This is a genomic window from Janthinobacterium sp. SUN118, assembly GCF_030397695.1.
In the GTDB taxonomy this organism is placed as follows: domain Bacteria; phylum Pseudomonadota; class Gammaproteobacteria; order Burkholderiales; family Burkholderiaceae_D; genus Janthinobacterium.
Window position 1 is genome coordinate 107,777 of sequence record NZ_JAPUBV010000005.1, and the last position, 23,972, is coordinate 131,748.

At 65.2% G+C, this 23,972-nt stretch carries 25 protein-coding genes and 1 pseudogene; 14 read left to right on the forward strand and 12 right to left on the reverse strand.

The window, feature by feature from the left end:
- Nucleotides 1-71: 71 nt before the first annotated feature.
- Both O0880_RS24440 and O0880_RS24445 read right to left on the reverse strand, forming a co-directional pair.
- Nucleotides 72-1,499 carry a M23/M56 family metallopeptidase gene (locus O0880_RS24440; RefSeq protein WP_289889192.1) on the reverse strand — a complete coding sequence of 476 codons (1,428 nt, stop codon included), beginning with the start codon at nt 1,497-1,499 and terminating at the stop codon, nt 72-74.
- Nucleotides 1,500-1,502: 3 nt separating this feature from the next.
- Nucleotides 1,503-1,880, reverse strand: a complete 378-nt coding sequence (locus O0880_RS24445) for a BlaI/MecI/CopY family transcriptional regulator (protein WP_289889193.1) — start codon at nt 1,878-1,880, stop codon at nt 1,503-1,505.
- 272 nt (nt 1,881-2,152) lie between these two features.
- Between O0880_RS24445 and O0880_RS24450 the strand changes: the two genes are divergently transcribed.
- The 6 genes from O0880_RS24450 (at nt 2,153) to O0880_RS24475 (ending at nt 6,788) form a co-directional block, all read left to right on the forward strand.
- Nucleotides 2,153-3,523: a DEAD/DEAH box helicase gene (locus tag O0880_RS24450; protein WP_289889194.1), complete on the forward strand. Its 1,371-nt coding sequence runs from the start codon at nt 2,153-2,155 to the stop codon at nt 3,521-3,523.
- Nucleotides 3,524-3,685: 162 nt separating this feature from the next.
- Nucleotides 3,686-4,468 carry a 2-oxo-tetronate isomerase gene (gene otnI / locus O0880_RS24455; RefSeq protein ID WP_289889195.1) on the forward strand — a complete coding sequence of 261 codons (783 nt, stop codon included), beginning with the start codon at nt 3,686-3,688 and terminating at the stop codon, nt 4,466-4,468.
- A gap of 88 nt (nt 4,469-4,556) precedes the next feature.
- Nucleotides 4,557-5,360: a hypothetical protein gene (locus O0880_RS24460; RefSeq protein ID WP_289889196.1), complete on the forward strand. Its 804-nt coding sequence runs from the start codon at nt 4,557-4,559 to the stop codon at nt 5,358-5,360.
- Nucleotides 5,345-5,806 (forward strand): hypothetical protein, encoded by a 462-nt coding sequence (locus O0880_RS24465; protein ID WP_289889197.1) that lies wholly within the window; start codon nt 5,345-5,347, stop codon nt 5,804-5,806. Before O0880_RS24460 ends, O0880_RS24465 begins: the two co-directional genes overlap by 16 nt.
- 80 nt (nt 5,807-5,886) lie before the next feature.
- Nucleotides 5,887-6,306, forward strand: a complete 420-nt coding sequence (locus tag O0880_RS24470; protein WP_071324585.1) for a VOC family protein — start codon at nt 5,887-5,889, stop codon at nt 6,304-6,306.
- Between the two features lie 68 nt (nt 6,307-6,374).
- Nucleotides 6,375-6,788 (forward strand): TraR/DksA family transcriptional regulator, encoded by a 414-nt coding sequence (locus O0880_RS24475; protein WP_289889198.1) that lies wholly within the window; start codon nt 6,375-6,377, stop codon nt 6,786-6,788.
- 273 nt (nt 6,789-7,061) lie between these two features.
- On the opposite strand, the gene phbB is transcribed toward O0880_RS24475, so the two are convergent.
- Nucleotides 7,062-7,808, reverse strand: coding sequence for an acetoacetyl-CoA reductase (gene phbB, locus O0880_RS24480; protein ID WP_289889199.1), 747 nt, complete (start codon nt 7,806-7,808; stop codon nt 7,062-7,064).
- A 232-nt stretch (nt 7,809-8,040) separates the two neighbouring features.
- Between phbB and O0880_RS24485 the strand changes: the two genes are divergently transcribed.
- Both O0880_RS24485 and O0880_RS24490 read left to right on the forward strand, forming a co-directional pair.
- On the forward strand, nt 8,041-8,361 hold the full coding sequence (locus O0880_RS24485) for a hypothetical protein (protein ID WP_071324588.1): 321 nt from the start codon (nt 8,041-8,043) through the stop codon (nt 8,359-8,361).
- Nucleotides 8,362-8,446: 85 nt separating this feature from the next.
- Nucleotides 8,447-9,313 (forward strand): universal stress protein, encoded by an 867-nt coding sequence (locus O0880_RS24490; protein WP_071324589.1) that lies wholly within the window; start codon nt 8,447-8,449, stop codon nt 9,311-9,313.
- A gap of 21 nt (nt 9,314-9,334) precedes the next feature.
- On the opposite strand, the gene O0880_RS24495 is transcribed toward O0880_RS24490, so the two are convergent.
- The 7 genes and pseudogenes from O0880_RS24495 to O0880_RS24525 all read right to left on the reverse strand — a co-directional run bounded on the left by O0880_RS24495 (nt 9,335) and on the right by O0880_RS24525 (nt 15,831).
- On the reverse strand, nt 9,335-9,694 hold the full coding sequence (locus O0880_RS24495) for a hypothetical protein (RefSeq protein WP_071324590.1): 360 nt from the start codon (nt 9,692-9,694) through the stop codon (nt 9,335-9,337).
- A 185-nt stretch (nt 9,695-9,879) separates the two neighbouring features.
- Nucleotides 9,880-10,434: a glycine zipper domain-containing protein gene (locus O0880_RS24500; RefSeq protein WP_289889200.1), complete on the reverse strand. Its 555-nt coding sequence runs from the start codon at nt 10,432-10,434 to the stop codon at nt 9,880-9,882.
- 102 nt (nt 10,435-10,536) lie between these two features.
- Entirely contained in the window at nt 10,537-11,280 is a 744-nt protein-coding gene (locus O0880_RS24505) for an amino acid ABC transporter ATP-binding protein (RefSeq protein WP_289889201.1), read from the reverse strand.
- A pseudogene (locus tag O0880_RS24510) lies at nt 11,277-11,969 on the reverse strand (amino acid ABC transporter permease). The gene O0880_RS24505 and the pseudogene O0880_RS24510 overlap by 4 nt, the downstream one beginning before the upstream one ends.
- Nucleotides 11,969-12,652: an amino acid ABC transporter permease gene (locus O0880_RS24515; protein WP_289889202.1), complete on the reverse strand. Its 684-nt coding sequence runs from the start codon at nt 12,650-12,652 to the stop codon at nt 11,969-11,971. Before O0880_RS24515 ends, O0880_RS24510 begins: the two are co-directional and overlap by 1 nt.
- 114 nt (nt 12,653-12,766) lie before the next feature.
- Entirely contained in the window at nt 12,767-13,597 is an 831-nt protein-coding gene (locus tag O0880_RS24520) for a transporter substrate-binding domain-containing protein (RefSeq protein WP_289889203.1), read from the reverse strand.
- A gap of 110 nt (nt 13,598-13,707) precedes the next feature.
- The gene (locus O0880_RS24525) at nt 13,708-15,831 is read right to left on the reverse strand and encodes a serine hydrolase (protein WP_289889204.1); all 2,124 of its coding nucleotides are present in this window, start codon (nt 15,829-15,831) and stop codon (nt 13,708-13,710) included.
- A gap of 175 nt (nt 15,832-16,006) precedes the next feature.
- On the opposite strand from O0880_RS24525, the gene O0880_RS24530 reads away from it, so the two are divergent.
- Both O0880_RS24530 and O0880_RS24535 read left to right on the forward strand, forming a co-directional pair.
- Nucleotides 16,007-17,668, forward strand: coding sequence for a sensor histidine kinase (locus tag O0880_RS24530; RefSeq protein WP_289889205.1), 1,662 nt, complete (start codon nt 16,007-16,009; stop codon nt 17,666-17,668).
- Nucleotides 17,665-18,366: a LytTR family DNA-binding domain-containing protein gene (locus O0880_RS24535; RefSeq protein WP_289889206.1), complete on the forward strand. Its 702-nt coding sequence runs from the start codon at nt 17,665-17,667 to the stop codon at nt 18,364-18,366. Before O0880_RS24530 ends, O0880_RS24535 begins: the two co-directional genes overlap by 4 nt.
- A 15-nt stretch (nt 18,367-18,381) precedes the next feature.
- Here the strand turns inward: O0880_RS24535 and O0880_RS24540 are convergent, their stop codons facing one another.
- Nucleotides 18,382-19,254 (reverse strand): M90 family metallopeptidase, encoded by an 873-nt coding sequence (locus O0880_RS24540; protein ID WP_289889207.1) that lies wholly within the window; start codon nt 19,252-19,254, stop codon nt 18,382-18,384.
- A 330-nt stretch (nt 19,255-19,584) separates the two neighbouring features.
- Complete coding sequence (locus O0880_RS24545; RefSeq protein ID WP_010396453.1) at nt 19,585-20,085, reverse strand: winged helix-turn-helix domain-containing protein; 501 nt, start codon at nt 20,083-20,085, stop codon at nt 19,585-19,587.
- Nucleotides 20,086-20,574: 489 nt separating this feature from the next.
- Here O0880_RS24545 and O0880_RS24550 point away from each other — a divergent pair, with 489 nt between their 5' ends.
- The 4 genes from O0880_RS24550 (at nt 20,575) to O0880_RS24565 (ending at nt 23,898) form a co-directional block, all read left to right on the forward strand.
- A complete protein-coding gene (locus tag O0880_RS24550) occupies nt 20,575-20,808 on the forward strand; it encodes a hypothetical protein (protein ID WP_071324600.1) in 234 nt (77 codons plus the stop codon).
- A gap of 448 nt (nt 20,809-21,256) precedes the next feature.
- Nucleotides 21,257-22,258 carry an ABC transporter substrate-binding protein gene (locus O0880_RS24555; RefSeq protein WP_071324601.1) on the forward strand — a complete coding sequence of 334 codons (1,002 nt, stop codon included), beginning with the start codon at nt 21,257-21,259 and terminating at the stop codon, nt 22,256-22,258.
- Between the two features lie 15 nt (nt 22,259-22,273).
- The gene (locus tag O0880_RS24560; protein WP_071324602.1) at nt 22,274-23,095 is read left to right on the forward strand and encodes an ABC transporter permease; all 822 of its coding nucleotides are present in this window, start codon (nt 22,274-22,276) and stop codon (nt 23,093-23,095) included.
- 11 nt (nt 23,096-23,106) lie between these two features.
- Entirely contained in the window at nt 23,107-23,898 is a 792-nt protein-coding gene (locus O0880_RS24565) for an ABC transporter ATP-binding protein (protein WP_289889208.1), read from the forward strand.
- Nucleotides 23,899-23,972 lie beyond the last annotated feature (74 nt).

Sequence of the window (23,972 nt, forward strand, 5' to 3'; positions counted from 1 at the left end):
GAAAGGTGATGGGGTGCCGGGCGGCGCGCATGGCGCCGGCCCGGCGGGAGCATGCGGCCTGGCCGCGCCGGCTAGCGTCCGAACTGCTCCTTGCGCATGCGCAAGGCGCGCGCCGAGGCATTCGCGTCGAGACCGTCCAGCCACTGCTGCGGATCCTGCAAGCGCCCGTTGCGGGTGACCTGGAAATGCAGATGCGGCCCCGTCGCCAGGCCTGTAGCGCCCACCGTGCCGATGGCCTGCCCTGCCGTGACGGCCATGCCGGTCGTGAGCGCGACCCGGTCAAGATGGGCATACAGGGACTCGACGCCACCGCCATGGTCGATGCGGACGGCCTTGCCAAGGCGCGCATCTTCGCTGACGCTGGCGATGCCGTCGCTTGCCGCGTGCACGGGCGTGCCGCGCCTGGCGCCCAGATCGATGCCGCTATGGCCGTGTGGCGTCAGCTGGCGAACCACGCCAAAGAAGCCGGTCACGCGCATGACGTCCAGGGGATTGCGCCACGCCGTGGACGCCGTGGCCGGCGCGGCAAGCATGGCTGCCGGCGTGGCGGCCACGGTCCACGCCAGCGCCGGTTGCAGCGCCAGGCTGGCCGCGCCGATAGCGCACAGCAGCAGCGCCGTCAGTGCCCGCAAGGCCGGAGGCAGGCGATCCTGCCCGTTACGCATCAGCACCAGGCGCTCGGCCATGCGGCCGCCGCCAAACGCCAGTCCCGGCAGCGGCTGCGTCTGCAGGCCCAGCTGCCTGACCAGCGCCGCCGCATATTGCTGGCGCTGGCGCGGGGGCCGGCCGGCCAGTACCTGGCGGTCGCAACCGAGCTCCTGTGCCCAGGCCAGCTTGCCTGCCAGCCAGCGCGCGGCCGGATTGAACCACAGCAACGCCTGCAGCATGGTGGCCAGCAGCAGGAGCAAGGGGTCGTGGCGGCGTGCATGGGTCAGCTCATGGGCGATCACCAGCTGCTGCTGTTCCGGCGTAAATTGCGCCAGGTGCGCCGGCAACAGCAGACGGGGACGCCATACGCCCACCAGCATCGGCGAGATCGGCGCATCCACTTCCAGCACGTCCATGCCATGCAGCCGGCGCCGCTGCGCCAGCTCGAGCAGCGTGCGCAACATGGCGCGGCCACGCTGCCAGCGCCAGGCCGTGCAGGCGACGCCCAGCAGATAGATCAGCCCCCAGGCGGCCGGCACCAGGGTCAGCCAGGCAGTGCCGGATGGCAGCCCGGCAGCTGGCGCATCCATGGCCAGCGCCACGCCGGGCGCCGCGCCAGCCAGGGAAACGGGCACACTCAGTTCGGGCACCACGCTCAGCTGCCGCGCGTCTGGCAGCAGCGGCAGCACAAAGGCGGCGGCCAGCACCAGCTGGGCGCCCAGCCACACGCTGCGCTGCGCCGCCAGCACGGGCCAGCGCCGTTGCGCCAGGTGCAGCAAGCCTTGCAGCAGCCAGCCGGCGAGCAGGCTGGCGACCGTTGCCTGCAACACAGTCAGGGTAAACAAGCTCATCGCTTACTCCTTGGGATCGGCCGGCCAGTCGTGCAGCATCTGTTCCAGCGCGGCCAGTTCCTGCTGGTCCACCAGTTTGCTGCCCGTAAACATACTCACCGGCAAAGGACTGTCGATCTCCATCACGCGGCGGCCAAAGTCGTGGGCAAAGGCGGCCAGCGTAGCCACCTTGTCCACGTTCGCTTCATACACGAGCACGCCATGCACGCTGCGCTGCACCAGCATGGCCTTTTCCAGCATGCGCTCGAGCGTCTTGCGCGTCGATGAAAACGACCAGCCCAGCTCTTCTTCCACCCGGGCATGCAGTTCGCGTGCCGACAAGGGCTGTTCCTTCCATAAAGCTTTTAATAACGACAGTTCGGTAACGGATGGCGTGGCCATGGAATTCCCCTCATGTGACGAATGAGACAATTATGCGACACGCGTCGCATGTATGCAAGCGAAACTTGCGACACGTGTCGCACAAGCGGCCCGCCGCCACGTCAGCGACTTGCAAACTTGAAACAGTTGGAACGCTTTTTTGCAAGGCTGTTATACTTCGCGTGTGCGGCACATATGACCAGTCCCCTTGCCGCTGTCTTTCGACCCCTAATCTGATTGCCTGCGACTGGCGCCCCACGATGGCGACAGGCCGATCTCACAATAAAGTTACCATGTCCTTTTCCTCCCTCGGATTGTCCGACGCTATCGTACGTGCCGTTACCGAACACGGCTACACCGTGCCGACCCCGATCCAGTCGCAGGCGATTCCCGCCGTGCTCGCTGGCGGCGACTTGCTGGCCGGCGCACAGACCGGTACCGGCAAGACGGCCGGCTTTACCCTGCCCGTGCTGCACCGCCTGTCGACCGACGCCAATGGCGCTGCCATCACCAGCAACACCTCGACGCGCCCGATCCGCGCCCTGATCCTGGCCCCGACGCGCGAACTCGCCGCGCAGGTCGAGGAAAGCGTGCGCGCCTACAGCAAGTACACCAAGCTGAACTCGGCCGTGATCTTCGGCGGCGTCGGCATCAACCCGCAGATCAAGCAGCTCAAGCATGGCGTCGACATCCTCGTCGCCACGCCGGGCCGCCTGCTCGACCACATGGGCCAGGGCACCGTCGACCTGTCGAAAGTGGAAATCCTGATCCTCGACGAAGCCGACCGCATGCTCGACATGGGCTTCATCCGCGACATCAAGAAAGTGCTGGCCGTGCTGCCGCCGAAACGCCAGAACCTGCTGTTCTCGGCCACCTTCTCGGAAGAGATCAAGGCCCTGGCCGACGGCTTGCTGAACAAGCCAGCCATGATCGAAGTGGCGCGCCGCAATTCGACCGTGGAAGTGATCAAGCAAAAGATCCATCCGGTCGACCGCGACAAGAAACACCCGATGCTGTCCTACCTGATCAAGTCGAACAACTGGACGCAGGTGCTGGTGTTTACGCGCACCAAGCACGGCGCCAACAAACTGGTCGAGCAGCTGGGCGCGGACGGCATCGGCGCCCTGGCCATCCACGGCAACAAGAGCCAGTCGGCGCGCACGCGCGCGCTGTCCGAGTTCAAGGATGGCACCTTGCAAGTGCTGGTCGCCACCGACATCGCCGCGCGCGGCATCGACATCGACCAGTTGCCGCACGTCGTCAACTACGACTTGCCGAACATTCCGGAAGACTATGTGCACCGCATCGGCCGCACGGGCCGTGCCGGCGCCAAGGGCGAAGCCGTGTCGCTGGTCTGCGTGGATGAGCACGAAATGTTGAAAGACATCGAAAAGCTGATCAAGCAAACCCTGCCGCGCGAAGTCATCGCCGGTTTTGAACCGGACCCGACGGCACGTGCCCAGCCTGTGCAATTGCGCAGCGGTACCGGCGGTCACCGCAACAGCAGCCGCGCCCCAGCGGGCGCCGTCGTGCGCGTGAAAACCGGTGGCGGCGGCGCCAAGCCACGCAGCGCCGGCCCATCGGGCGGCGGTGGCGGCGGCAACCGCAGCGGCAATGCGCCACGCTCGGCGGCCAATCACCGCTCCGGCGGCCGCGGCCGTTAAAACGCGGCCTGCAAGCCGCTACGCTTTCAGGCGGCGTCTGTCTTTCTCAAAAAGACGACAAAAACCGTTCCAGGACTTGCTTCTGGAACGGTTTTTTCATGCACGCCACCATTTGGCGATTTGGGCTAGGATAGTGTTCATCGTCCTCTTCGCGCCCAGACCATGCCGAACTTCGCCGCCAACCTCAGCCTGCTGTTTACCGAACTGCCCTTCCTCGAGCGCTTTGCCGCCGCGCGCAAGGCGGGCTTCGATGCCGTGGAATTCCTGTTTCCGTATGCTATCGAGGCGCGCCAGATCGCGGCGCGGCTGGAGCAGCACCGCCTGCAGCTGGCCCTGTTCAACCTGCCGCCCGGCGACTGGGAGCGGGGCGAACGGGGCGTCGCCTGCGATCCGCGCCGGGGCGAGGAATTCCGCGCCGGCGTGCAGCTGGCGCTCGAGTATGCGCTGGCGCTGGGGGCGAAGCAGCTGCACTGCATGTCCGGCATCGTGCCGGCCGGCATGAGCCTGGAACGGGCGCGGCAAAGCCTGATCGGCAACCTGCAATATGCGGCCGACGCCTGCCGCCCGCATGGCATCAATATTCTGATCGAGCCGATCAACCGCTACGACATGCCCGGCTACTTCCTCAACCATAGCCAGCAGGCGGCCGACATCATCGCCGACTGCCAGCGCGGCAACATCTTCCTGCAATATGACATTTATCACATGCAGCGCATGGAAGGCGAACTGAGCAACACCATCCGCGCCCTGCTGCCCCTGATCCGCCATATCCAGATCGCCGACACGCCGGGCCGACACGAGCCAGGCACGGGCGAGATCAACTACCGCCACCTGTTCCGGCTGCTGGACCAGGTCGGCTACGCGGGCTGGGTCGGCTGCGAATACCGTCCCGGCGGCGATACCGTGGCCGGCCTGGGCTGGCGCGAGCAGTTGACGGCCGGCTGATCGCCGCGAGCTTGCGCCCGCACAAGGCGCGCGGGGCCGGCCCGAACCACAATACCTTTCCATACAGTATTCCCTGTCGAGAGGTGCCGTGTCCGCCCTGCCCGTCCGCCTTGGCGCCATCGCCATCCTGCCACTGCTGCTGATGCTGCTGTCCGGCTGCGCCACGCACACGCCACTGGCGCAGGTGCGCGCCCTGGCCGCCGGCGACGCCGCTCTGACGACCTTCAATGAACTGTCGCAGCGCCACGTGGACAGCTACCAGCGCGCCCGTCCCTACCTGTCGCCCGCCGAGGATGCGCGCGAGCGCCTGCTCGACGCCCAGCGCCGCGCCGCGCAAGCCGATGTGGCGCGCCTGGCGCAGGCCGTGCGGCTGTACCTGCAGGCGCTGGGCCGCCTGGCCCATGCCGATGCGTACGACGTGCAGCCCGAGCTGGCTGGCGCCGGCGCCGCCATCCGCGCCTGGCCCGGCAGCGGCATCGACGACCGCCACGTCAGCGCCTACACCTTGCTGCTGCAGCAATTGTCCCGCCTGGGCGGCACGGCCAGCCAGCAGGCGCGTCTGGCGCAGGTGCTGCACGACGGCGACGCGCCGCTGCAAGCGCTGCTGGCCGCGCTCGACAGCCTGCTGGTGCTGTACGACAAGAGCGGCGACAACGAGCGCGACGTGGTGCTCGGCTTGCTGGACGTGGAAATCGCGTATGCGGACACGCCGCAGCAGCGCCTGCTCGCCGTGCTGGCGAAAAGCCTGCAACAAAGCAAGAGCGAAGAATACCGGCAGGCTGGCCTGCGCCATACCGTGGCGCGCCGCCAGCTGGCGGCACTGGCGCGCGAACATACGCGCCTTGCCATGATGGCCACGACAGCCACGGAGACGACATGGATGGATCGGTAGGCAACGAACGCCGCGAAGCGGCACTCAGCAGCGCCATGCGCGTCGAGCAGCTGGCCGACAGCCTGTCGCAGGCGGCCGTCACCCTGCATGGCGCCGTCATGCGCGCCATCCGCAAGCGCGCCAGCCAGGGAGACAAGGCCATCAGCCACAGCCAGGCGCAAGCCGTCTTCGCGCTGGAAGTGGCCTTGCGCCAGCAAGCCAACGAGCTGTATGCCGATGCCGCCGGACACACCGTCGCGGGCCTGGACACGGCGCAGCGCCAGCTCAGCGGCCTGCTCGATACGGTGCGCCTGAGCATTGCCCGCAACGACGACGTGCGGCACTGGATCAGCCTGGCCACGAGTTTGTTGCACATGGGCAGCGCCGTCCTGGCCGGCAATCCCGAGCGCATCCTCGGCGCCTTGGTCAAGGTGCGTGAGCGGCTGCAAGAGATGGCGCCGGACTGATTGAAATCGGCCGGACAGCGCCTATACTGTGACGTCCCCGCATGGCAATCCTGTCAACGGGGCGACCAGAGGAGACCAACATGCGTATCGAACCGTATTTGCAATTCAATGGCAATTGCGCGCAAGCGCTGGACTACTACCGCCAGCACCTGGGCGGCGACAACCTGTGCCTGATGCCGTATCGCGGCTCGCCGGCCCAGGACCAGGTCAAGGAAGACTGGTACGACAAGATCATGCACGGCTCCGTGCAGCTGGGTTCCACCATGCTGATGGGCTCGGATGGCGGCTGTACCGAGGATGGCGCCAAGGGCATGCACGGCTGCTCGATCTGCCTGAGCGTGGACACGCCGGCGGAAGCGGAACGCGTCTTCTCCGCGCTGGCGCGTGACGGCACCATCCAGATGGCGCTGGAGGAAACCTTCTGGGCACAGCGCTTCGGCATGCTGAAAGACCAGTTCGGCGTCGCCTGGATGATCAACTGCGAAAAAAAACCAGCATAGAATGCGCCGCCGCCACCTGCGCCGCCTCAAACGCGGCGCGGGTGCTGGCGCAAGCAGACCGGCCAATCTTGGACTACCATAACAGGAGAGACTCCTACCGGGTGACGGTCATGAATGGATTGCCGCAAGACCAGCTACAGCGCCTGCGCGGCGCGCTGGAGCAGCGCAAGCTGGCGCTGCTGGAACAAATCGAGAACGAAACGGCGGAAGCGGACGCGCGCGCCTCGCTGCTCAATGAAATCGAAGCGTCGCCTGCCGACAATGCCAGCGTGCGCACCCTGAACGCCCTCGTCAGCGAGGCGGCCGAACACAATCTGGCGCAGCTGGCCATCATCAAGCACGCGCTGGCCAAGTTTGCCGACGGCAGCTATGGCCTGTGCGACAACTGCGGCGAAGCCATCGGCCTGTCGCGCCTGAACGCCCGCCCGGAAGCCCGCCTGTGCATCGATTGCCAGACGCGGCTGGAAAAAGCGCAGCGCTGAACCGCGCCCGCAGCGCCCCTTCATGTCTCCTGGCGTCACCTTGCAACAACGCAACAGGGCAAGGCATCGCTGCCCTGCCCCGTTGTTTTCCTGCCGAGAACCTCTTCCTGTGGAGAGCGTTTCCTGCCGACTTTCCTGCTGACATCAGCCGCCGATGTACTCCTCTACGGGAACAGGCTCTTGCTGCCATCGGCCACCCGCCAGCGTCTGCGCGCCGGCCTGGGCGGCCGCGTCTCCTCCACTGCCATTACCCTGCTGCAAGCATGTTGCCGATCAGCTCATGTGCTGGCCGCCATTGATGGCGATATTCGCGCCCGTCACGAACGCCGCCTCGTCCGACGCCAGGTAGGCCACCAGCGCGGCCACCTCGTCCGGCTCGCCCAGGCGGCCCAGCGGGATCTGCGGCAGGATCTTCGTTTCCATGATGTCGGCGGGCACGGCCGTCACCATCTGCGTGCGCAGGTAGCCGGGCGAGACCGTATTGACGGTGATGCCGTGACGCGCCACTTCCAGCGCCAGCGCCTTGCTGAAACCATGCACGCCCGCCTTGGCGGCCGCATAATTGCACTGGCCAAACGCCCCCTTCTGGCCATTCACGGATGAAATGTTGATGATGCGGCCCCAGCGGTTGGCCAGCATCGGCTCGAGCACCTGCTTGCTCATGTTGAACAGGCTGTCGAGATTGGTGCGCATGACGTCGGCCCAGTGCGGCAATTCCATCTTGCGCATGCTCTGGTCGCGCGTGATGCCGGCATTGTTGACCAGCACATCCACGCGGCCGAACTGCGTCACGACCTGGCCGACGGCGTCGCTGCAGGCGGCGAAATCGGTGACGTCGACGGGCAGCGCCTGGAAATGATAGTGCTGCGCATGCTGCCCCGCCAGCCAGTCCTTCACGCGCGGGTTGTCCGGCGTATGCGCGGCCACGACGGCAAAACCCGCATCATGCAGGCGCCGGCACAGGGCCGTGCCCAGGCCACCCATGCCCCCCGTGACCAGCGCTACCTTTTGTTCCTTCATTGCTGTCTCTCCCCGCTTGTTATGGTTGTTCTGCGTGGGGTCAAGTGTAGGTGGCCCTTTTGAAAGCGGCATTGCGCCAGATCAAAGGCTCAGCCTGCATATTGCAGCGTTCGTCTGCGCTGTCTCCATACGCAGGAAATTGCCAAAATCATACTACACCGTGAGGTGATGGCACCTCGACAGGCGGGTCTTGCAGACCTTGCTTGACGGCAGGAATCACAGGGAGAACACGATGGAAATCCAGGACGACACTGAAGCATTGAGGGACTTGTTCAACGACATCAATCCCGGCATGAGCGACGTGGAATCGGTGCATCAGGCAGAACTCGATCCGCAGCATGCGCTGGCCCTGATGGCCAACCCCAAGGCGGCGCTGAAGGCCATGGGCATCCCCGTCAGCGATGCCTCGCAAGTGCAGGTGACCATGAAGAACCGCGCCAGCCGCGCCATGCTCGAGGTGGCGCAAAAAGCGGCGCAACTGCGGCGCATCATCGTCATCGTGATTCATTACCGCAACTGCGATGCCGACATCATCATCATCGCCATGAGCTGAGCGCCACCGGCCGGCCGCAGTCGTGCGCGGCCGGTGCCCCGGACTGTGCCAGAATGGGTATCACTCCACAGCGAGAGGCTACGTCATGACCTACAAAACCGTGCTGCTGCACATCGACGACAGTGCCGGGCGCGGCGCCCGCATCGAAGCGGCCGCCAGCATTGCCCAGGCTTGCGGCGGCCACCTGACGGGCGTGGCCCTGACGGGCGTGTCGCGCCTGCTGTACCAGAACCAGCCCGACCTCGACGCCGACCCGAACCTGGCGCTGCACTTGAATTTCCTGCGCGAACGGGCCACGCGCGCCCTCGATGGTTTCGAGCAACAGGTGCGCACGGCCGGCGTCGCCTCGTTCGAACAGCGCGTGGTCGACGACGAGGCGGCAGGCGGCATCAGCCTGCTGGCCCGCTATGCGGACCTGGTGGTGATCAGCCAATACAATGCCAAGGATAAATCGCCATCCGTGATGCGCGACTTTCCCGCCTACGTGCTGCTGCACTCGGGGCGGCCCGTGCTGATCGTGCCGTACGCGCCGCCGCTGCCCCTGCTGGCGCCGCCGGCGGCCGCGCGCAATGTGCTCATTTCCTGGAATGCCAGCAAAGAAGCGAGCCGTGCCGTGAGCGCCGCCCTGCCCCTGCTGCAGCGCGCCGGCCAGGTCCACGTGGCCATCTTCGACGCCCAGGTGCATGCGGCCGAGCACGGCGAACGGCCGGGTGCGGAACTGACGCAGTACCTGGCGCGCCATGGCGTGGAAGCGCGCGTGCACCTGCTCGACGGCGGCGGCGTGCGGCGCGGCGATATCGGCGAAGCCCTGCTGTCGCAGGCGGCCGACCTGTCGGCCGATTTGCTGGTGATGGGGGCGTACGGGCATTCGCGCCTGCGCGAAACCATCCTGGGCGGCGTCACGCGCACGATATTGCACAGCATGACCATCCCCGTGCTGATGGCGCACTAGGGTCCGTTGCGAGGCAGGCGGCTAGCCGCCTTGCCAGGGCAGGCTGCGGATCTTCGCCACCTGGCGCTGCGCCAGCCACTGCCACAGCTGCAGCGCGTCGCCCTGCGGCAGGGCCGACATGTGGCGCGGACTGGCCAGGGCGATTTCGCAGTCGCGGTCCGACCATTCCTCGAAAGTGACTTCTCCTCCGCTAGCGACCTCGACTTGATACATCAAGCCATCATCGTAGCCAAAGCGCAACAAGACGGCGGCCGGGCTGCCGTCCGGCGTGGCGGCGCCGCCACGGTAGACCTCGGCCAGCGCATCGGCCAGCTGTGCCGGCGAGGGCGCGCAGATGTCGCGCCCATCGGCCCGTGTCAGAATGAACCATGCCTGTGTCATGACGCGCCCTCCTATCCATACTCGTTAGCATGCGAGGCAAGTATTACGGGCAGTCACCCTGGTCCACGCCACGTCAGGCGCACGGAAACTATCCCTGTCGGCATTGATTACCAATACTAACAAGAATAATACCTAAAATTCGTGCAGCGCGGCATTTATGCATTTTCCGCGGCAGACACGCCGATTCACGCCACCAGCACGGGAATGCTGAGTGGATCGAAGTCGTGCCAGTCGCCATTCGCGATCGTGCCTTCGGCCTCCTCGATATGCTCGGCGCCGAGCCGGTGCAGCGCCTCGAGCGCCCGCTCGCGTTCGTCCAGGCCGCCCAGCGCCACGGCGATCAGCATGCCCGGATGCCGGGGCTGGCGGCCATTCTCGCCATTGCCTTCCGGCTCGCCCGCCTCTTTCATCTTGTTAAAACTGTACAGCGAACCCACGTGGGCGCCCACCAGCGCGCCCACTACCGGACCCAGCGGTCCCGTCGCCAGCGTGGTGGCGGCGCCGATGCCGGCGCCCACGGCGGCCCCCACGGCCACGCCTTCCACCACGCCTGCGGGCGTCTCCCTGGCGCCCGGCGAGATGTCGCGGTCGCCGCCGAGCGCATGCAGATCATGCTGGCCCGGCTGGTTGACAAAGAAGGCGCTGATGCGGCTGTCGGAAAAGCCCGCCTGGTTCAGGGCGGCGCGCGCGGCGTCGATCTGCTCCTGCAACTGAAAATGACCTGCGATGATGCGTGACATGATACGGCCCTCCTGGTCGGCTGCGGGCGCACCACGCGCCACCTGCCTAGCGTGCGCCTGCCGGCCGCGCAATACCGTTCGCTTACGCACACAGCCGCTCAATCATCCCGACACGCCAAACGGCGTGCAGATATCGGACAGGAATTGCCGCGTACGCGCATGCTGCGGACGCGCAAAGAACTCCCCGGGCGCGCCCCGCTCCAGCACTTGCCCGTGATCCATGAACCAGACCCGGTCCGCCACGTCGCGCGCAAAACCCATCTCGTGCGTGACGCAGACCATGGTCATGCCATCGCGCGCCAGGTCGCGCATCACTTGCAGCACTTCGCCCACCATTTCCGGGTCCAGCGCGCTGGTCGGCTCGTCGAACAGCATCAGCGGCGGCTGCATGGCCAGCGCGCGGGCGATCGCCACCCGCTGCTGCTGGCCACCGGACAGGGCGGCCGGCATGGCCTGCGCCTTGTGCGCCAGGCCCACCCTGTCGAGCAGGCCCAGCGCCCGCTCCTCCGCGTCCTTGCGCGTCAGGCCACGCAGGCGCTGCGGCGCCAGCGCGCAGTTGTCCAGCACGGACAAGTGGGGGAACAGGTTGAATTGCTGGAAGACAAAACCGATCTGCGCCCGCAAGGCATTCACGTCCAGGCCAGGCGCATGGATATCCTGGCCGGCCAGCGTGATGCGACCCGAGGCGATGGCTTCGAGCCGGTTGATGGTGCGGATCAGCGTCGACTTGCCCGAGCCGGACGGGCCGCACACGACCAGCACCTCGCCCTTCGCCACGTGCTCGCTGATGCCGTTCAGAGCGTGATAACTGCCATAGTATTTGTTGACGTTGTCAAAGGTAATCATGCAGCCGCTTTCAAGACACGGGCCTGGCGCCGCTCGAGCCAGAAGGCGGCGCGCGACAGGCTGAAACACAAAACAAAGTACGTCATGCCCAGCAGGAAATACACTTGCACGGGCTTCGTCAGCACCAGGCCATTGACTTGCTAGGCGATGAACGACACCTCGGCCAGGCCGATGATGTAGCCGAGCGAGGTTTCCTTGATGGTCGAGACGAACTGGTTCACCAGCGACGGCAGCATGTGGCGCAGCGCCTGCGGCAGCACCACCGTGCGCATGCTGTCGACGTAGCCCAGGCCCAGCGAGCGCGCCGCTTCCACCTGGCCCGCGGGCACGGCTTGCACGCCGGCGCGCACGATTTCGGCCAGGTAGATGCCGTCGAAGATGACGAGGGCGGCCAGCATGGTGCCGAATTGCCCGCTTTCATGCCCCGTGATGCTGGGCAGGAAAAAGTACGCCCAGAAGATGACGAGCAGCAAGGGAATGCCGCGCACCACATGGATCAGCGCGGCCACGGGCCAGTGCAGCGCCCGCCACGGGCTGATGCGGGCCAGGCCCAGCAGCAAGCCCACGGGCAGGCTGAGCACCAGCGCCAGGCTGGCCAGCAGCACCGTCAGCGCCAGGCCGCCCAGCGGCCCCTCCGGATAGCGTCCGACGAGAAAATACAGCCAGTAATCATGCAGCAATTCCAGCATCAGGCCACCTTTTTCTGCAGCAGGGCCGCCACGCCGGCGAGCAGCAGCGAGACGGCCAGGTAGGCCGCGCTGGCAAAGACAAACGCTTCCACGCTGCGGAACGAGGCCGCTTCCACGCGCTGCGTCTGGTACATCAGTTCGGCCACCCCGATGACGGTGGCGATGCTGGTGTTTTGCCACAGGTTCAGGGTTTGCGACAGCAGCGGCGGCGCGGCCAGGCGCAGCGCCTGCGGCAGGATGCACAGGCGCATGGCGGCAAGGAAACTGAAACCCAGCGCCCGGCCCGCCTCGAATTGCTGGACGGGGATGGCGCGCAAGCCGCTGCGCAAGTCTTCCGCCATGTAGGCGGCCGTGTACAGGGTCAGCGCCGTGATGGCGCTGACGGCTTCGATGTTGCCGGCATACAAGCGTTCCTTCCATGCCTCGGGCAACAGCTCGGGCGCGCCGAAATACCAGAACAGCAGGTGTGCGAGCAGCGGCACATTACGCATCAGCTCGACATACGCGGCGCCCACGGCGTTCAGCAGCCGCGACGGCGCCAGCCGCAGCACGGCCACGCCGCAGGCCAGCGGCAGGGCCAGCAGCAAGGTAATGCCCATCAGTTGCAAGGACAGCAGCAAGCCGGACACCAGCCAGTCGCGGTAGTCGCCGGACAGCAAAAAATTCAGATCAAATTGGAGCATGAGGGTGAAATATCATTGATGCCTGAGAAAACCGTAGCGAGCGGCAGTGATTGGTGGCCGGGAAGCGCCACCGTGCCGCGGCACGGGGCACGGCGCGCCGCATGGCGAGTGTGCTCAGGCGTCGATCTTGTCCGAGTCAATCTTGAATGTGCGTTTCTGGAACTTCACATTGCTCGTCGGCCCATACCATTTGAAAAACAGCTGCTCCGCCTCGCCCGACTTTTCCAGTCCGCGCAGCACCTTGTCGACGGCCGTCTTCAGGCCTGCCTCGCCCTTGCGTATGCCGAAGGCAAACACTTCCTGGCTGATGTTTTGCGGCAGCACCAGGTAATCCTTTTGCGCGGCGCCCAGCTTGGCGTAGTTGTTGAGCAGGGATACTTCATCGTCGACATAGCCGACGCCCTTGCCCTGCTGCAAACCCAGGTAAGCCTGGCCCGCCGTCTCGAACGTCACCATGTCCACGCCGGGTACGGCCTTGCGCAGATTCGGTTCCTGCGTGCCGCCCTTGACGGTCAGCACTTTCTTGCCGGCCAGGCCCGCGATGGTCGTGATATTGCTGCTCTTTTTCACCAGCACGCGCTGGCCCGTGTAAAACGTCGACAGCGAAAAATCGATCAGCGCCTCGCGCTCCTTGTTGTGCGTCAACGATGCCGTCAGGATATCGATGCGGCCCTGCTGCAGTTCGGGGATGCGGGCGGCCACGGCCAGTTGCTTGATCACCGGCTTGACGCCCAGGCTCTTGGCGATGGCGCGGCACAGATCCACTTCATAGCCGACCAGCTGGCGCGACTTGGCGTCGATGAAGCTGTTCGGCTCGTCCGTGCCCAGGGTGCCGCAGACCAGCTCGCCCTTCGCCTTGATGGTGGCCAGCTGGTCCGCTTGCGCCACCTGCGTAAAGGCGATGCTGGTGAATAACAGGGCGGCGAAGTGAAGACGGGTCTGCATGGAATTCCTCTGGTGGCGTAATGAATGCCGCCATTAGACCGCAGCGCCCTTATTTCCAAAAAGGAATCTTTTCACCCTTGCTTATGAGCAAATCATCTAAGCGCCATCCATCAGGGCGCGGCCGCGGGCGGCGCTTCCAGGCGGGCGATGGCGGCCGTGGCGCCGACGGCGCCCGGATAACGGGGATCGAGCCGCAATGCCTGGCGGTATGCGTGCAGCGCCTGCGCGCGCAGGCCTTGCTCGACATAAAACTCGCCCAGGCTGTCCTGCAGATTCGCGTCGCGCGGATGCAAGGTCGTCGCCGCCTGCAGCACGGCCATGCCCTGCGTGACGGCACCGCCGCTCTTCAGGCGGTAGGCTTCCAGGTTCAGCGCTGCGGGGCCGGCCGCGCCCAGCGGATCGCGGGCCAGCGCCTCGCGCAGCGCGGCAAGGGCCGGTTCCGTGTTGCCGCTACGCAGCAAGGTCAAGCCCAGCAGCGCGTGCGCGCGGTCGCTGAGCGGATACAGGGCCACGGCCAGGCGGCTGGCCGCCAGCGCCGCCTGCGCTTCGCCGCGCGCGGCCGATGTTTGCGCCAGGTCAAGCAGCTCGGGCACGAAGTCGGGATAGGCGCGCTGGCCGCGGAAGGCTGTCTGCAGCTTGCCGTCCAGTTCGGCGATGGAAGCGGGTGCTGCCGGCCAGGCAATGGCGGCAGTGCGGTCCCAGCTGCCGGCCAGGCTGGCGATGGATTGCTCGAAGGCGGGCGCGAAGCGGGGCATGGCGCCGGCAGGCGCGCCCTGCGACAGCACGATGTAGTCGCGGACAAACGCCAGCGCGCCGCCGTGGGCGTATTTGTCCAGGTCGGCACCGGACTGCCGCAACGCTTCAGCCATGGCGGCGCCGGCCGCCAGGAACACGCGTCCCCCAGCGGGATGGCGGGCCGCGTCGATGAAGGCGCGCGCCGCCTGGGCGTCCGGCGCCAGGGCCTGGCCGTTGATTTGCATGAATGCCTCGCGCGTGGCGGCCGCATCCGCGTAAGGCTGGCGCGTGCGCTCGGCATACGCCCGTCCCTCCTCGAACAGGCCCTGCGCCACCTGGTAATCGCGCTGCGCGCCGGCCTCGGCGATATACGTCTTCAGCTGCCACGGCTCGCCCGTGACCACCTCGAACAGGCGCTGCACGAACGCTTCCGGATTGATGCGCTCGAGATTGGCGGCGACGGCGATGGTCAGCTGGCGCGAAGGAAAGCTGAACAGGTAGGTGACGGTTTCCGGCTGCTGGCCGCCGTGCGCGATGGCGTAACGGCCGCCCGTGGGGAGCATTTCCCAGCCCATGCCATAGTGCGTCAAGCGGCCCGCGCGCGTGGCCATCGGCTGCAGCATGGTGGCCACGCTGGCCGCCGACAGGATCCTGCCTTCATGGATGCCCTTGCCGAAGGCCAGCATATCGGGCACGCTGGCGCGCGTGCCGCCGGCCGAAAAGCGGCTGCTGATGTCGACGAATTCCGAATTTTTCCACTCCTTGCCGGCCAGCCGGTAGCCGCGCACGCGGTGCGCGATCACGGCGTCGGGGTCGTCCATCACGGTGGCGTCCATGCCCAGCGGCCCCCACACGTGGCGCCGCATGTAGCCGCCATAGCTTTCGCCCGAGGCGCCCTCGATGACGGCGCCCAGCAGGTTGTAGCCATAGCTGGTGTAGCGGAAGCGCGTGCCCGGTTCGGCGATCAGGTCGAACTGTTCGAAGACGGCGATGGACTGGCGCGTATTCTTGTGCTCCTTGAAATGCTGCTCTACCCGGCTGTCGCGGTAGGCATCGATGCCGCCCAGGTGGCCCAGCAACTGGCGCACCGTCACGGGAAATGGCTTCACGGGGAAATACGGCACATAGGTTTGCACGGGCGCATCGAGGTCGACCTTGCCCTGTTCCACCAGCTGCAGGATGGCCACCGCCGTCATCGGCTTGGTGACGGACGCCAGGCGATAGCTGGACTGGGCCGTCGCCGGCACCCGGTTTTCCAGGTCGGCATAGCCATAGCCCTTCACCCATTCCACCTGGCCCTGGGTAAAACCGACGGTCACGCCGGGGATGCGCTCCACGTCCATGCGCTGGGCCACCCAGCCATCGAAGGCGGCCAGGCGCGCGGCCAGCGCGGGGGCGGGAGCGGGAGCGGGAGCGGGAGCGGGAGCGGAGGCGGCCTGGGCCACGCCGCACACCAGCGCCAGCGCGCCGGCGACACAGCTATATTTTTTGTTTTGCATAGTCATGCTTCCATGGTGAGGGCCGCGTCCATAGCGCGGCGCTGCTTCATGGTAAGTGCCTTTACGCACCGTTCACCCAGCTTTTGTCGGGCCGCGCACGAAATGCACGTGGCCCGCATGAACGGCACCGGATTATCAAAAAACGTCGCGAAATAGTTGCAAATAAGCAGCTACAATGCCCGCCATGCTCCCTTTCCTACACGCCCTGCTGCGCTGCTGCCTCGCCTGCTGTCTGGCCCTGCCCTCCTGTGCCCTGGCCACGGAGCTGCTATCGCTCGACGGGGGCTGGCGCGCCTGCGGCACCAGTCCGGCGGCGCCCGCCGCCTCGCTGCAGCAGCTGGTCAAGCCGGGGCTGCTGCTGTGCGCGGAACGCGAGCTGGTTCTGGCCGCCACGCCGCCAGCGACGCAGCTGCTGGTGCTGTCGGCGCTGGCCGCCAGCGAGCTCTGGCTCGATGATATCCGGATCGGCCGCAATGGCCAGCCCGCGCGGCAAGCCGCCGGGGAAAGCGCGGGCGACATCGATTTCGCCATTCCCCTGAGACCACAGCAGCTGGCCGTGGGCAAGCACCATCTGCGCCTGCTGCTGTCGACGCAACACGTGCCGGCGCGCCTGACGTCGCCCTTCTACGGGCTGTACCTGGTGGACCGGCAGGATTACCGCGCGGCCCAGACATGGTACAGGCTGCCGCCGCTGCTGCTGGCCGGCGCGCTGGGCGCCGCCGCCCTGCTCTTCCTCGCCTTGAGCGTGCTGTACCAGCAGCACCGGCACTGGGCCATGTTTGCCGCGCTGTGCCTGGTGGCGGCGCTGCTGCTGCTGGCGGAAATCTGGCGCAGCTTTGCCGGCTACGCCTATCCCCTGCACCTGCCGCGCCTGTATGCCGTCACCGGGCTGACCTGGCTGTTTTCCACCCTGCTGCCGCTGTATTTTCATGCGGCCTACCGCCTGCCGCACTGGCCGCTGGCCGCCGCCCTGCTGCTGGCGTGCGTCGCGCTGGCCGGCGCGCTGCCCGCCCATTTCGACAGCCGCTGCTGGCTGATGTTCCTCGTCGGCCTGGTCGCCAGCCTGGGATGTAACTTGGCCGCCCTGTGGCGCCGCCTGCCGGGCAGCCGCGGCGGCACGCTCATCGCGCTGGCCTCGTGCGGCCTGTTCGCCCTGACCGGCAGCCAATTCGCCGAAGGCGGCTTTGCCCTCGTCGTCTGCTTCCTGCTGCTTTCCCTGTGCGCCCAATTGCTGGCGCAGCTGCTGCGCGAACGCGACGCGGCCGCGCGCGCGCAGCAGCTGGAAAACCAGCTCTTGCGCAAGAGCATGCAGCCGCACTTCCTGATGAATTCCCTGAGCCTGATCAGCGAACTCAACGCGCAATCGCCGCAGGCGGCGGAAGCGTTCATCGAGGCGCTCGGTGCCGAGTTGCGCATGCTCAACGAGTACGCGCAACAGCCCAGCATCGCCCTGACGCAGGAACTGGCCCTGTGCCACAATTACCTGAACATCATGAGTACCCGCCTGCAGCAGCCGTGCAGCCTGCAGCTGGCAGGCGATCCGACTTCGATCACCGTGCCGCCCGCCACCTTGCTGACGGCGCTGGAAAATGCGTTCAGCCACAACCGCTACCGCCACGGCGCCATCTTCGTGCTGCACCTGGAAAACCGGGCGAAAGCGCACATCCTCACGCTGACCTTGCCTGCGGGCGAACCGCGCCAGCATGCGGGCGGCGGCATGGGTGAACAGTACATCCGCACCAGCCTGCATGCCGTGTTTGGCGACAGCGCCCGCTATGCCAGCGAACGGCAGCAACAGGGCTGGCGCCTCACGTTCACCGTGCCGGCGGCGCCATGAAGGTCTTGATACTGGAAGATGAACCGCTGATCGCGCAAGGCCTGGCGCGCGAGGTGCGCGCGCATTTCGGCACCCGCCTGGCGGCGCTGGCGCTGCATGACACGGTGGAGCAGGCGCTGGCCGCCCTGCGGCACGGCGATTATGAATTGCTCCTGCTGGACTTGCACCTGCACGGCGCCGACGGCTATGACTTGCTGCGCCTGGCCGGCAACGCCGCGTTCCAGACCATCGTCGTCTCGGCCCACGCGGAACGCTCGATCACGGCGTTCGACTTTGGCGTGCTCGACTTCGTCGCCAAGCCCTTCAGCCGCGAGCGCCTGCACAAGGCCTTGCAGCGCTACACGGAGCGCGCCGATCCGGCGGCGGCGCGCCCCGCCTCGCTGGCGGTCAAGAAACGGGGGGCGCTGGAGTGGATCGCCGTGGCCGAGATCGACCATGTGCAGGCCGATGGCCACTACAGCAACATCGTGCTGCGCAGCGGCGAACAGTGCTTCCACGATTTGGCTATCGACAAGCTGATGGCCCTGCTGCCGCCCCACTTCCTGCGCGTGCACCGCTCCTACATCGTCAACAGCCTGGGCTTCAAACGGCTGCACATCGGAGCCGGTGGCAAATATGCGCTCGACACGCAAACGAGCACGGGCATTCCCGTCTCGCGCAGCAGCTATCCCCTGCTGAAGCAGCGGCTGCTGGGCTGACGCTCCGCGTCGCCCCTACCAGTGCGGCGCGTAGTTGGGAAATGGCGAGGCCATGTGCTCGGGTTCCACCGGCGGCGCCATCCAGTCGCGCGGGTCGACCTTGTAGTACTGGAGAAATTGCGCGTACAGCTCTTCATGGTGCTCGGCCATCTGGTATGGCTTTTCAAAGAAGGTTTCCGTGGCCACGGCAAAGAATTCGGCCGGATTCGTGGCGCCGTAATGGTCCATCACGCTTTGCTGCTGGTACATGGCGTCGTGGCGCAGGTTGTCGAAGTCGCGCGACAGCACCGTGGCCCAGCTGCGGTAACTCGACACATTCGGCAGGTAGGGCGCGCCATTCGCGGCGCCCGATTCGCTGTCGAGCTGATGCGCAAACTCATGCAGCACGACATTATGGCCATCGGTCCAGTCGGCCGCGCCGCGCTGCACGTGATCCCAGGCCAGCACCACGCGGCCATCGCCCCACGATTCGCCCAGTAAACCATTGGCCGATGGCGTGACGACGCCACCCGGCCCCACCTCATTGCGCGTGACGATGAATTCGTTGGGATAGACGAGGATGGTGTCGAGTTCGGGGTAGACCTGGGTCTGGCGATTGAGCAGCAACAAGCAGGCCTGGCCGGCGATGGTGTAGCGCATCTCGTCCGTGATATCCAGGCCGCCGCAGCCGACGAATTTCTTCTGGTACAGGAACTGCACGACGAGACGGCGCAACTGCTCCTGCAGCGGCGCCGGCATGCGCGTATAGACGGGAATATTCTGTTCCAGCACGGCCAGGCCTTCCGGCGGCAAGGGCTTCGCCAGCGCCCGCTTCAAGCGCCAGCGGGGAAACCACAGCGAAAAGACAATGGCGGCCGTGACGAGGGTGATCCACAGCAGCGGGTTCATGCGGCGGCCCGTTGCAAGGGAAGGGGACAGGAAGACAGGGCGTAGGCAGACAAGGACAAGCTCCTTCGAATGAACCCCGCATCGGGACGGGCGGGCAGTCCAGCCCACATGGGGTTGAATAACATCTTTTCAATCCGCCAAGATCAACGGGCCGGCTCCAACGCCAAAAGCCGGGTTGCAACCCGGCTTTCATTCTTTCATTACAACGTTCCAACGCCTGACAAAACCGTAGCGAGCGGCGATGATTTGTGGCCAAGAAGCGCAACCGTACTCTAGTACGGTGAGCATCGCAGGCCGCAAAGCGCGCCGCGCAGTAGGTTTGGTCAGGCCTTATTCTGCAGCTTTCTGCTGCGGCGCACCAAACAGGGCCGCCACCAGCGGATCGCGCGTCACGGGACCACGGTTGACGCGGATCGCGTAATGCGTGTCATCGGCCAGGATGTGGAAGTGACGGCCGCTGCCTGCCATGCTTTGCTCGCGCAGGCCGGGACGGTCCTTGCGCGGTGGCGCGCCTTCGCGTTTTGGCTGGACGATGGCGGCCAGGAAGGCGCGCACGCGCTCAGGGTCCGGCGTCAACTGGTACACTGCCTTGCCCAGATAGGTGGCCGTGCCTTCGATGTAGCGTGCCAGCTCGATCACGCCCGCTTCGCGCAGGTCGCGGATGTATTTGCGGGCGCCCGATGGCGAAAACTTGAGGAACCAGGCGATTTCGTCAGCCAGCATCTCGTGCAGCGACAGTTCGCCGATCAGCTTTTGCATGTTTTCGATACGGCGCAGGGTGGCCGACGTCGAACGCACGCGCTCGATCGGTGCCATGGAAATGGGATTCATGCGCTCCGGGGGGATAGGGGCCGCGCGTTCGACCATTTGCGAGCCTTTTTCGGGGCTACGAAGTTCCTGGTGCGCTGCCTTTAATTCGCTCTTCACGTGAGACTGAGTCATTGCATGCATTTGAATACTCCTTTTAAACGATTGCCGGTAGCCCGGATTGTTAAATTCTTGGCAATTTTTATGCCAGAAAGCCACAAATCCTGGGCGTCTGACCACAGAATGCCAGCCTGATCTCCCTCGGTCTGTGCGTTAACGAACATTAGAAGCAAGAAAGTGAAAAATATTTCCTCAGTGAATTATTTCTCTTGCGCATCTTCAATCCCGCGCTCTCACCCGCCGCACCTGAATTCGGCGCAAAGGTGCGCTGAAGGTGAAGTGGCGAACAGAAGCGTCGGCACTCTTGCAATAAATTCAAGGCTCACGCATGGCGTCGCCATCTGGCTTGCCGCCTGCATCGCGATACTCTTGATACTTGCAAAGGAAACCATCATGAAAATAGCTGCTCTGCTGGCCGCCGCCGCCCTGCTCTCCCTGTCCGCCTGCAAGAAACCCGCCGAGGCGCCGCTGCCTGAAACGGCGCCCATGCCCAGTTCCGCGCCACAAGTGCTGCCGGCCCCGCTTCCTGCCACGCCGGAAGCGGGTCCTGGCAACGTCACGCCGCCCGCGCCCCTGACCGACCCCGCCACCGCACCGGCGTTGCCGCCAGCCACGGCGCCGAAATAAGGGCGCTGGCGCCAGGGCGCCGGCACGGCTAGCCGCCGACAGGCTGCCCGTGCCGCGCCCCCCCTACTCCACGGGGGAGTTACGCGTTGCCAGCTGGTTCTGCAACGCGTTTTTTTACGATTGGAGTCGGCCGCGCCATTTAGGTTCACCCGCATTTGCCCGCGTTTATCCCCTGCTTGCCGCCCCCCGTCCTCGCCCAGGCGCCCCGTCCCGCCCCGCCAGCCATGCGGAAATCCGCACGCCATTTCCCGCCACCGTGCGGAAAAGCGGAATCTGGATATTTCCTCATTTCAATAGATCCAAATTAAGCCTTTATAAACAATCACTTGCAATAAACGCCAAAATGCGCTCCACTGGCACGGAAGATGCTTCTATATTTTCATAACCGCCGCCAGAGCGGCAGCCTCATCGAATATAAAAACCATCTACCTTTTTTGGAGACAACAGCATGGCAAGCACCTTCCGCATCTCATCCTTCCTGAACACCAAGGCCCTGGCCGTCGCCGTCGCGCTGGCCGCGCAATTCCCGCTGGCCGTCCACGCGGCCGACGTCGTACGCCTGGGCAACCTGAAATTCGCCCATTACGGCGCCGTCGCCTATATGAAGGAAATCGCGCCGAAATACGACCTGAAAATCGAAGAGCGCATCTTCGCCAAGGGTCTCGATATCGTTCCCGCCATGATCGCCGGCGAAGTCGACGTCTCGGCCAGCGCGCTGGAAGCGGCCATCACGGGCCGCGCCACGGGCTTGCCCGTCTACCTGGTCGGCGGTTTCGCCAAGGGCGGCGTGCAGATCGTCGGCCGTCCCGACCTGAACATCAAGGGCATCGCCGACTTGAAAGGCAAGAAAGTCGGCGTCACGCGCGGCGGCCCGCAGGAAATCCTGCTGTTTGCCGAATTGTCGAAAGCCAAGCTGACCTGGTCCGACAAGCCGGGCAAGGACGTGCAGATCCTGTACATGGGCTATCCCGACCTGAACCAGGCCCTGCTGACCAAGGATATCGACGCCATGAGCCAGTCCGAGCCGTACTCGACGCAGGCCATCCACAAGAAATACGGTTCGGCCATCATGAAGCCGTATGACACCCCGCTGGGCGAGCCCGTGCGCGCCCTCGTGATGACGGAAAAAATGTACAAGGAAAAACCGGCCGTGGCGCAACGCTTCATGGATTGTTTCGTCGCCGCCACCCGTGCCTTCCTGGCCGACCCGAAACTGGCGGAAAAATACGTGCGCGAATCGATGTTCAAGAACCAGATCACGACCGAGGATTACCGCGACGCCATCGACAACGCCATCTTCACGGAAGACATCACGCAGAGCCACGTGCAGCTGACCACCGATTACATGGTGAAATTCGGCGTGGGCCGCATGGCCAAACCGCCTGCCGCCAAGGATTGGGTCAAGCTGGACCTGCTGGAAAAAGCCAAGAAATCCTACGCCCCACGCTGATCGGAAAGTCTCACCATGAATATGCAAATGATGAAACGCTTCGCGCACGGCGCCATCGTGCCCGTGGCCGTGCTGCTGCTGTGGCAGGCGCTGTCCACGTTCGGCTGGATCAATCCGCAAATCCTGCCCTCGCCCGTGGCCGTGCTCGTGAAGTGGTATGAATACCTGATCCCGATGGAAGCGTACACGCCGGAAGCGGGCAATTACCTGGTGTGGATGTTCTCCGGCGAACTGCCGCACGACGCCTGGGCCAGCCTGTCGCGCGTGCTGGGCGGCTTCGCCATCGGCGCCGGCCTGGCCTTGCCGCTGGGCTTGCTGATGGGCACCAACAAGACCATCTATAAACTGTTCGACCCGCTGGTGCAGGTGCTGCGCCCGATTCCGCCGATCGCCTACATCCCGCTGGCCATCCTGTGGTTCGGCCTGGGCAATCCGCCAGCGTTCTTCCTGATCAGCATTGGTTCCTTCTTCCCCGTGCTGATGAATACCATCGCCGGCGTGCGCCAGGTCGACGGCATCTACATCCGCGCCGCGCGCAACCTGGGCGCCAGCCAGATGACCATGTTCCGCCGCGTCATCCTGCCGGCCGCCACGCCCTACATCCTGGCCGGCGCGCGCATCGGCATGGGCACGGCCTTCATCGTCGTGATCGTGGCAGAAATGATCGCCGTCAACAGCGGCCTCGGTTTCCGCATCCTCGAAGCGCGCGAGTATTTCTGGTCTGACAAGATTATCGCCGGCATGTTTACCATCGGCCTGTTCGGCCTGGCCATCGATATCGCCATGAATGCCCTGAATAATCATTTGCTGCAGTGGCACCGCGGCCTGGAACACTGAGAGGAACGGCCATGACCACGATCAATATCAATGCAGTCAACAAGATCTTCACCACGGGCGGCAGCGACGTCATCGCGCTGAAAGACATCAATCTGGAAATCGCCAGCGGCGAGTTCATCTGCCTGCTGGGACCGTCCGGCTGCGGCAAGTCGACCCTGCTCAACGCCATCGCCGGCTTTTCGCAGCCGACCTGGGGCCAGATCCTGGCCGGCGGCAAGCTGATCACCGAGCCCGGCCCCGACCGCGGCATGGTATTCCAGGAATACGCGCTGTTCCCCTGGATGACCATCGAGAGCAATATCGCCTTCGGCCTGGAAATCGCCGGCAAGACGCCAGCCGAGATCAAGGAGCGGGTCGACATGCTGCTGAGCATGCTGGGATTGACGGAATTCCGTGCCCGCTATCCGAAAGACTTGTCGGGCGGCATGCGCCAGCGCGTGGCGATTGCCCGCGTGCTGGCCCTCGATTCGCCCATCATGCTGATGGATGAACCGTTTGGCGCGCTGGACGCCTTGACGCGGCGCAACCTGCAAGATGAATTGCTGAAAATCTGGAAAGTCTTCGGCACCACCATCGTGTTTGTCACGCACTCGATCGAGGAATCGATCTACCTGGCCGACCGCACCATCGTCATGACCTACCGTCCCGGCACCATCAAGCGCGACGTGGCCATCGAACTGCCGCGCCCGCGCGATCCGAGCGACCCGGAGTTCAACCGCCTGAAGCGCATGCTGGGCGAGATGGTGATGGAAGAGCAGCAGCGCCATCACAATGCGGAAACCATGGCCAGCACCGCCGATTAGTGGCTGCTTGCGTCTGATCAAACCTGCGGCGCACCGGTCCAGGCGGCCTGCGATGCTCACCGTACTTGATTGGT

Coding starts and splice junctions, on each gene's coding strand:
- O0880_RS24495 (WP_071324590.1), bottom strand. CDS start 9,694: ATGACACAGGCATGGTTCATTCTGACACGGGCCGATGGGCGCGACATC.
- O0880_RS24485 (WP_071324588.1), top strand. CDS start 8,041: ATGGAAATCCAGGACGACACTGAAGCATTGAGGGACTTGTTCAACGAC.
- O0880_RS24565 (WP_289889208.1), top strand. CDS start 23,107: ATGACCACGATCAATATCAATGCAGTCAACAAGATCTTCACCACGGGC.
- O0880_RS24470 (WP_071324585.1), top strand. CDS start 5,887: ATGCGTATCGAACCGTATTTGCAATTCAATGGCAATTGCGCGCAAGCG.
- O0880_RS24560 (WP_071324602.1), top strand. CDS start 22,274: ATGAATATGCAAATGATGAAACGCTTCGCGCACGGCGCCATCGTGCCC.
- O0880_RS24535 (WP_289889206.1), top strand. CDS start 17,665: ATGAAGGTCTTGATACTGGAAGATGAACCGCTGATCGCGCAAGGCCTG.
- O0880_RS24515 (WP_289889202.1), bottom strand. CDS start 12,652: ATGCTCCAATTTGATCTGAATTTTTTGCTGTCCGGCGACTACCGCGAC.
- O0880_RS24550 (WP_071324600.1), top strand. CDS start 20,575: ATGAAAATAGCTGCTCTGCTGGCCGCCGCCGCCCTGCTCTCCCTGTCC.
- O0880_RS24540 (WP_289889207.1), bottom strand. CDS start 19,254: ATGAACCCGCTGCTGTGGATCACCCTCGTCACGGCCGCCATTGTCTTT.
- O0880_RS24465 (WP_289889197.1), top strand. CDS start 5,345: ATGGATGGATCGGTAGGCAACGAACGCCGCGAAGCGGCACTCAGCAGC.
- O0880_RS24445 (WP_289889193.1), bottom strand. CDS start 1,880: ATGGCCACGCCATCCGTTACCGAACTGTCGTTATTAAAAGCTTTATGG.
- O0880_RS24440 (WP_289889192.1), bottom strand. CDS start 1,499: ATGAGCTTGTTTACCCTGACTGTGTTGCAGGCAACGGTCGCCAGCCTG.
- O0880_RS24450 (WP_289889194.1), top strand. CDS start 2,153: ATGTCCTTTTCCTCCCTCGGATTGTCCGACGCTATCGTACGTGCCGTT.
- O0880_RS24490 (WP_071324589.1), top strand. CDS start 8,447: ATGACCTACAAAACCGTGCTGCTGCACATCGACGACAGTGCCGGGCGC.
- O0880_RS24545 (WP_010396453.1), bottom strand. CDS start 20,085: ATGAATCCCATTTCCATGGCACCGATCGAGCGCGTGCGTTCGACGTCG.
- O0880_RS24520 (WP_289889203.1), bottom strand. CDS start 13,597: ATGCAGACCCGTCTTCACTTCGCCGCCCTGTTATTCACCAGCATCGCC.
- O0880_RS24555 (WP_071324601.1), top strand. CDS start 21,257: ATGGCAAGCACCTTCCGCATCTCATCCTTCCTGAACACCAAGGCCCTG.
- otnI (WP_289889195.1), top strand. CDS start 3,686: ATGCCGAACTTCGCCGCCAACCTCAGCCTGCTGTTTACCGAACTGCCC.
- O0880_RS24525 (WP_289889204.1), bottom strand. CDS start 15,831: ATGCAAAACAAAAAATATAGCTGTGTCGCCGGCGCGCTGGCGCTGGTG.
- phbB (WP_289889199.1), bottom strand. CDS start 7,808: ATGAAGGAACAAAAGGTAGCGCTGGTCACGGGGGGCATGGGTGGCCTG.
- O0880_RS24530 (WP_289889205.1), top strand. CDS start 16,007: ATGCCCGCCATGCTCCCTTTCCTACACGCCCTGCTGCGCTGCTGCCTC.
- O0880_RS24505 (WP_289889201.1), bottom strand. CDS start 11,280: ATGATTACCTTTGACAACGTCAACAAATACTATGGCAGTTATCACGCT.
- O0880_RS24500 (WP_289889200.1), bottom strand. CDS start 10,434: ATGTCACGCATCATCGCAGGTCATTTTCAGTTGCAGGAGCAGATCGAC.